The sequence below is a fragment of the Cyclonatronum sp. genome (genome assembly GCF_022565315.1).
GTDB lineage: Bacteria > Bacteroidota > Rhodothermia > Balneolales > Cyclonatronaceae > Cyclonatronum.
In genome coordinates this window covers 1-7599 of sequence record NZ_JAIUMX010000145.1, presented here as the reverse complement: position 1 = coordinate 7599, position 7599 = coordinate 1, and the positions used below count along the sequence as shown (strand labels likewise).

Below are 7599 nucleotides of genomic sequence, written 5' to 3'. Positions count from 1 at the left end.
TCAAAAAGCCCGCTGAGGGTTAAGTAAGCCGGTTTTGGCAGAAATTAGGGCATTCATGGCAGTAATTCGGGTGAGGCAGTTGGTAGATTTGTGCCATGAAAAAATCGAATTCCCTCAAAACCATTTCAGCTGCCCTGCTGAGCGGCCTCATGCTTGGGCTTTCCGTGAACCACATCGGCGGGGTTTCTTTTGCTTTCCTGCTGCCGGTGTGCATGCTCGGCATTTTTTCTGCCCTTGAAAAGCTGGACACGCTTAAAAGCTGGCTGCTCCATGCCTTTGTGTTTTCCTTCACGGCGCTGTCGCTGGCGCTGCTGGGCTTCACCTGGATTGAGCTCCTCGCCGGCAAAATCATGGTCACCCTCATTTCCTTTTTATATACCCTGCCGTTTGCGATGCTCTGGTTCCTTCGCAAACGGCTGCGCACAGAAAGCACGCGGAGCTTTGCCCTGCTCGCGCTGATCTGGCCGCCTGTTGCCTGGTTTGTGACCGAAAAGCTCTTTGCTGTGCCCATCACCCTGTTTTCCAACGGACTCGCCAACTATCCGGTCTTCATTCAGTTTATTGACCTCACCGGCTACACGGGCATATCGGCCTGGGTTATCGTGCTCAATGTTTTCATCCTTCTCGTTTATAAATCTATCCGGCAGAACAGGCTCGCAGAGCTGACCGGCAGTAAAGATTTCCTGAAGCTCAGCGGGGCGGCAATGCTCTGGTTTACGCTTCCCCTGCTCTATGCCTGGTACTCTTACACGGCACTGCCTGCTACCTTTCAGGGGTACGTTACAGCTACGGTCATACAGCCGGGATATCCGCAGGACGACCCGGAGCGGGAGGAATTTCAGATCGATGTCGCCCTGGCGCTCACCGACTCGGCTGTTGCCCAAACCCGGCCCGATATCGTAGTGTGGCCCGAGGCCGCGCTGCCATCATCGGTCAGAACCGATGAAAACGCGCTCCTGTTTATGGCGGACCGGGTGCTGCGCTGGCAAACGCCCGTTGCCACCGGCATGATGGATATGGAGCAGGCCCCGACACCGCTGCCGCCGCTTCAGCAGTACCTGAACCGGGACTACTTCTACTACAATACGGCGGCCATGATTACCCCTCAGCTGGGCTGGCGGGTTATCATGGAAAATCAGCGTGCGGATGCCCTCAATGTGTACCGCAAGGTAAACCTGATGCCCTTCACCGAATATGTGCCTTTCAGCGACCGTTTTCCGTTCCTTTCGCGCTTAGTCCTCGAATTTGGCGAAAACAATCATTTTAAGGCCGGGGCAAGCGGCACTACGATGACCTTTTTAACGCAGGATGAGCGCATCGTGCACATCATTCCCTACATCTGCTGGGACATACTCTTTGCTTCAACCCATAAAGCCGAAAACCTGCAACGGGCACACCTCATCACCACCCACACAAGCGGAAGGCTTTTTGGGGATGACATCAAAACGTCCCTCATCGGCATCAAAAACTACGCCCGCCTTCGCAGCGTGGAGGCCCGGAAGTCCATGCTTAAAAGCTCCACGACCGGCTACAGTTTTTTTACCAATCCCTTTGGCGAAGTGCTGGGAATGATAGAACCCTTCACCGAAAATTATTCCACCGAAAGGGTACCGCTCAATCAGGGACTGAGCCTCTACAGCCGCTTCCCCAACGGCTTCCCTGTGCTTTGTCTGCTGGCCCTCATCGTGTTAACCCTATATCCGGCTAAAAAAATCAACCCCAAAAGTCATGACCATCAAAAAAAACAAAAAAAACAACATCCCCGAAAAACCTCTAAATAAACCTACTATGAAAACAAAAAATCTGTATCTGCTGAGCATCCTTATTGGATTGCTGATTATACATGCTTTCCCGGGTTCTGCTACATCTATGCCCTCGGTTTGTGTTCCGCCCGCTTGTGATATGGAACGACCATTCATAATTGATAAATCGATTTATGCCTTACCCAACGGCATGCAGTTTGATCAGGCTATGAATCTGCAGCAAAACGGAAGTGATCCTTCTGCCCCGGTCTTTCGTTCTGCAACTACTTTTGGTTTAACAGGAACCACTCAAATCGGTCAGTTAGCGGTAGATGCTTCCGGTAACCGCTATGTTACCGGCGGCTTTACAGGAACCATCGGCTATGGTGATACCGTAGTTGAGAGCAGCGGCGGATATGATTTCTTCCTTGCCAAACTCAGCCCTGAAGGCGATCTGCTCTGGTACCGTATTGCGCATGGTAATGCAGCTATGAATGAAGATTTTTCGCTCGAAGGCGGGCTTACCTTAGCGCTTGATCCTGCCGGCAACATATATGTGGGCGGTGCTTTTGTTAAGGAACTGAACTTCACAGACGGAAACGGAGAAACGGTCAAAACACTGACTGACGGCCGTGATGACGATTTAATTAACCTGGAAATGTTCGTAGCGAAATACAACGCTCAGGGCAGCCTGCTGTGGGCACTTGGCGGAGAAAGCGGAAGCCCGGCTGCTGAAAACAGTCTTGCAACCGGCATCAATGTGGTAAATTCAATCATGATTGACCTCGAGGGCTACCCCTACATCGCCGGCTCCTTTTCAGGTACAAACTTTCTGGGTGAAGAAGTTACCGTTGTGGGTGGATCCGACTTTTTTATGGCATCACTCGATAAAAACGGCAACTACATGTACTGGTTTGATGTATTTGGCACTCCTGACAATGACCTCGCAACAGCCATCTCGGTTGACGGACTCGGTTATCTGAACGTACTCGGTGTTGTGGGTGAAGGCCGCATGTATCTGCCCGACTCAGATATCTATTGGGATAATGATACCGGCGATCGGGATACATTCGTAATCAGCTACGACGTAAACGGAGAGTGGTATTTTGCCAGCTTTATGGGTGCAGGCGATCAGATTGTAGGGCAAACCATTGTATCTGTTGAAGATGGCTCCTTCTATGTTGGCGGGTATTTCAGCGGGGAGGGCTATTTCGAAGGTTCGAATGAAATTTTTGAAGCGTACGGCTCAGAAGACGGGTTTATCGTAAAGTATGACATCGACGGTGATATGATCTGGGTCCGCCATTTTGGGTTTTCAGTTGCTGCTGTTGATGTAGTTACCCTTGATGAAAATGAAGACGTAATTGTTCTGGGAAGATTTACGGACGCCATTATTTTTGAGGCAGAATCAGATAATCCTGTAATTCTTACCACCGATTCTTTTGTCAATATATTTGTAGCAAAATATGACAAAGACGGTAATTTTATGTGGGCTAAAAACATTGAAGGTACCGGTGCAGAAAGCGCAGATGTTATCTTTGACAGAGAAACCCGTCCATTTGGCACAAATCCGCTTGATATCGTCCTGTCGGCTTATAACGGCGGCGAAATGATACTCGTAGGCGATTACGACGCTACGCTTAACCTTGATGATATTGTGCTTACTTCAGACGGTGACCGCCGGGTATTCTTTGGAGTAATGACAGCCCCGGAGCCGGTTTCTGTTCGTGATGACATAAACCTTGCCTCAGGCTTTCAGCTGATGCAAAACTATCCGAATCCCTTTAACCCTTCGACCTCTATTTCTTTCAGCCTGCCGGAAGCATCGCAGGTTAACATTGAGGTATTTTCGATTACCGGTCAGAAGGTTGGTACGGTCACAAATGAGATGTTCACCGCAGGTCAGCACACCCTTTCATGGGAAGCGGCCGGCCTTGCCTCCGGAACCTACATCTACCGCCTTACAGCGGATAATTTCACCCAAAGCAGAAAAATGACGCTGGTGAAGTAGAACACGCCATGCCATGAGGAAAAGCAGGCACACAAAAAAAATCAGCTTATAGCTGTGTGCCTGCTGCCTCTTATTCTCAGGTACGTGCTCAGAGTTGTACCGGCTGCCATCTTAAGCGCAAAACAGCGGATGCACCTGTTGTAAAGCCTGCCATAGATCACAGAATCCGGTAATCATACGGATTGAAGCTTTTCAAGTCACCTTTCAGATACAAAAGCCTTTGGGCGGGGTAATCAGGAAAAAAAGCCACCGGGCGTGCTGATTCCTCCTAACTTTGGTATTTTCAGGAAAATGAACGGGGTAAACATTGCAGGCTTTGGCTTGCCATTGCTTTTTTTACTTTTTAGCATCAATAAACCTTCAGCCTGTGAAGTTCGATAAAAATAGTTTACTGAGCCTCCTAAAGTACATGATTCTCTCTGTTTCCGGCTTTGGTTCCCTGGCCGTACTGTTCCTCGCGTACCTGAACAGCTATGCACAGCCGGTCGTAACCGATACCGCTGGCTTAACCAACAGAAATGATTCCATACTGCTTTATAACGCGGCTTCCTGGAATGTTTCCACCCTGGCTCCTGATGAAATAACGGACGGTTTCAGCCTGAGGGAAAGCCATTTTGTGAACACCCTGCACCTCGATTCGCTGCGGACCGTTTTGGGGGAGAGCCGCTACGGCTGGGCTGAGCTTGCCTTTGAGATGTCTGATTTATCGGGCGACACTATCATGATAGCCCGGAACATCGGCTTCGGAGCGATACGGATCTGGCTGAACGGTGAACTTGTTTTTGAGGACGGTAACTCCGCTCAAAACAAATCAGCAGAAAGACTAAGCAGGCTTAACATGATGGAAAATGCCCCGGTAAGAGTAAGAAACGGGGTAAACTATGTGCTTATCGAATTCTCTTATCACAGGGTTCCGGAATGGCTGCATCGTATGCGGGCAAACCCGCAGCAATATTTCAGACCGCTGCTTTCTACTCAATCCGGTTTTGTAACGCATACCCAAATTCAGAAAAACAGAACCCTCTTATTCGGAGCGGTTTCTTTTGTACTGTTTATTTTAGCTTTAGCGCATCTGTACTTATCGCTTAAATCCGTGAACCGCTATCATTTGTACGCGTTCCGGACCAACTTATTCCTGCTGCTGCATACCCTCACGCAAATGGGTGATACCATCTTCGCCTGGTCGTTCAGCATGTATCCGCTTGTATTTATAAGCCATGCGCTGCTGTTTTTGCTTGTTTTTTATAACATGCTTCAAGTGATCGGCTGCTACTACAGCCTGCCCTTACCTAAAACGTTTTTGCGGATTACGTTATGGGTTTCATTACTCATAGCGGTGTATTCCGAATTATTTAATTATCAGATCGTAAATCTTATTCTTCCCCTGCTTGCGGTCATAACAATCGTTTACGCGTTGTACCTGCTGCGTATGGCAATTCATGGAAATCACGGACACCGGGTTTCTATTTTGTTTGCCGGTTTTATGGCCATGCTTGCCGGCGCATTATTGTATGTGATGGTGTACGTCCTCTTTTTTCAGTACAGCACCGTCGTATTTTTTGCCGCTGTGCTTTTGGTCTATGTGGGCGTTCCGGTGTCGTTCACCGCTACCATCGCACTCGATTTCGTAGATATTTATGAAAAAATGGAACAGAAGGTGATCGAGCGCACCAAAGAACTTCAGGAAAAGGAAGCCTTCAAGACCCGCTTTTTCTTAAATGTATCTCATGAGCTCAGAACGCCAACTACCATTCTTGAAGGGCTGCTTCAGAAAGCCAAACAGCAAAGCAGCGGCAAGCCCGGCATTTTAATCGGCGAAGAGGATGCTTCCCTCGTAATACGCAACGCAAAAAGGCTGAGTGTGCTCGTACAGCAGATCCTCGACCTCTCCAGATCGGACAAAGGCGAGCTAACGCTCCAAAAAAAGAACTTTAAACTCGACGAAATTATTCGCAGCGTAGTTGAGCTGCACCGCTCATTTATCGCCTTAAAACAGCAAACCGTTTCGTTTCACAGCCATACACAGGGCACCATCGTAAATGTTGACGGTGAAAAGATCAGCACGATTATTTCAAACGTGCTTTTGAATGCTTCTAAATACGGTCCCGAAAACAGCAACATACGCATTGAAACAAATATCAACCACAGGGATGATGTTATTGAGGTTGATATTATTGACGAAGGGGACGGCGTTTCCGAGCAGGATTATGAAATTATCTTTGAGCGTTTCCACCGGATAAAGCATCCGGATAAACCTTATGTGGAAGGTCTTGGAATCGGTCTCGAACTCAGTCGTTCACTCGCACGCCTGCACAACGGGGAACTGGCCATTGCAGATCAGCGCGAAAAGGGTGCAAGGTTCAGGCTCACCATGCCCTTTAACGCAGAAATGGTTATTCATTCCATACGGGATACCGCGGGGCCGCAGGCAGTGCCTGACCACCTAAACGGCAATGAACCCGCCTCAGCAGCGCACAGCTCAAAACTCCGGCTGCTGCTTGTGGAAGACAACCCGGATATGAATGCCTATGTGAAAGGGCTGCTGGGGCCGCTTGGTACCGTTCATTCCTGCAAAAACGGCGTGCAGGCCCTGGCCTATTTACAGAAAAACACGGTTGATCTGGTTGTTACCGATCTGATGATGCCGGAAATGACGGGCGGCGAACTGATCCGGCACATGGCGGCTGACCCTGCCCTCGCAACCATCCCGGTTGTGGTGCTTTCCGCCAAAAACGACGGCGATGAGCGACTGCAGTTGCTGCGGGTCGGCATTGTGGATTACATCACCAAGCCCTTTGACGCCTCCGAACTCATCCTCAAAATCGAAAACCTGATGCGGTTCTACAACCGCAGGCAGACCTACATCGTGGATGTGCCCGCAGACGAAGTCCCCGAAGAGACCTCCCTCTCCGAGAGCGTGAAAAACTACATCCTCGAAAACATTGACGACAACCGGCTCTCGGCCCCGTTTCTCGCCGATGCCTTCGCGATGAGCGAGCGCAGCTTTTACCGCAAAATCGAAAAAGATTCCGGCATGACCCCCGCCGCTTTCCTTCGTGAAGTGCGTCTGCAATACGCAGCCCGCCTCGTGGAAACTTCATCCGATATCCGTATCAGCGAACTTGCATACAAAATCGGATATAAATCAGTGGATACCTTCCGAAAAAATTATATAGATCGTTTTGGCATATCACCAAAACAGCATTAATAAATCTGGGTGTATCTATCGCTGCGGCATCTGAACCATCATCAAACCCTACATCCGGCTCAGCAGCGGAACATCGAGAAAATCAGCAAGTTCTTCCGCATCTAACTGTAGGGAGTCGCCGCCGCCGTGCGTTACCACGTTCACGCGGGAGCGGTCGTTCAGCACCACGTTAAGCTCGTAGCAGTCGTAGGAGCGGGTGTTGTTGGGCCGGTGTATCCGCTTGTGATGCAGCTGCAGGGCCTGAATGTCAGCAAGCTTCACAGCGTCCTTCAGCTGCGTGAGGTTGGTGACCGTTTCGGGTGATGCATAGCCCTTCCAGAACCAGCCGCTGCCGGTGTCGAAAACTATCGGGGAAGAAATTTTACGGTACAGGAAATAAGCCCCGCCGGCGAGCAGGGCGATGAGCACAAGCCTGAGTATCGGTACAAGTTCATCCCCAAGCAGTGAAGCAGCTTCCTCCGAACGGAGCAGCATCCAAAGCAGGAGGGAAGGGATGGCGTAGAAGAGGCAGGTGAAAAAGTAGAGCACCGCGCTCGGTTTAAATGCGGCCTTACCGGCCTCCGTAAGCAGGCTGTGCGTCTTGAAATTGGTCTTGGTACGGCCCAGCAGCTCCCAGCTGATTTCAGAAGCAAGCTGCG

At 49.9% G+C, this 7599-nt stretch carries 4 protein-coding genes; 3 read left to right on the top strand and 1 reads right to left on the bottom strand.

Annotation, left to right across the window (positions count from 1 at the left end; all coding sequences use genetic code 11):
- Positions 1-95: 95 nt before the first annotated feature.
- The 3 genes from lnt to LAT75_RS14500 all read left to right on the top strand — a co-directional run bounded on the left by lnt (position 96) and on the right by LAT75_RS14500 (position 6961).
- Complete coding sequence (gene lnt, locus LAT75_RS14510) at positions 96-1781, top strand: apolipoprotein N-acyltransferase (protein WP_291483401.1); 1686 nt, start codon at positions 96-98, stop codon at positions 1779-1781.
- Positions 1782-1788: 7 nt separating this feature from the next.
- Positions 1789-3753 (top strand): T9SS type A sorting domain-containing protein, encoded by a 1965-nt coding sequence (locus LAT75_RS14505; RefSeq protein ID WP_291483400.1) that lies wholly within the window; start codon positions 1789-1791, stop codon positions 3751-3753.
- Between the two features lie 367 nt (positions 3754-4120).
- On the top strand, positions 4121-6961 hold the full coding sequence (locus LAT75_RS14500) for a response regulator (protein ID WP_291483399.1): 2841 nt from the start codon (positions 4121-4123) through the stop codon (positions 6959-6961).
- A 48-nt stretch (positions 6962-7009) separates the two neighbouring features.
- Here the strand turns inward: LAT75_RS14500 and LAT75_RS14495 are convergent.
- The coding region (locus LAT75_RS14495; protein WP_291483398.1) for a hypothetical protein at positions 7010-7599 on the bottom strand (590 nt) is incomplete at its 5' end.

What these genes read in the sequence shown, in the direction of transcription:
- lnt (WP_291483401.1), top strand. Translation starts at nt 96, where the DNA reads ATGAAAAAATCGAATTCCCTCAAAACCATTTCAGCTGCCCTGCTGAGC.
- LAT75_RS14505 (WP_291483400.1), top strand. Translation starts at nt 1,789, where the DNA reads ATGAAAACAAAAAATCTGTATCTGCTGAGCATCCTTATTGGATTGCTG.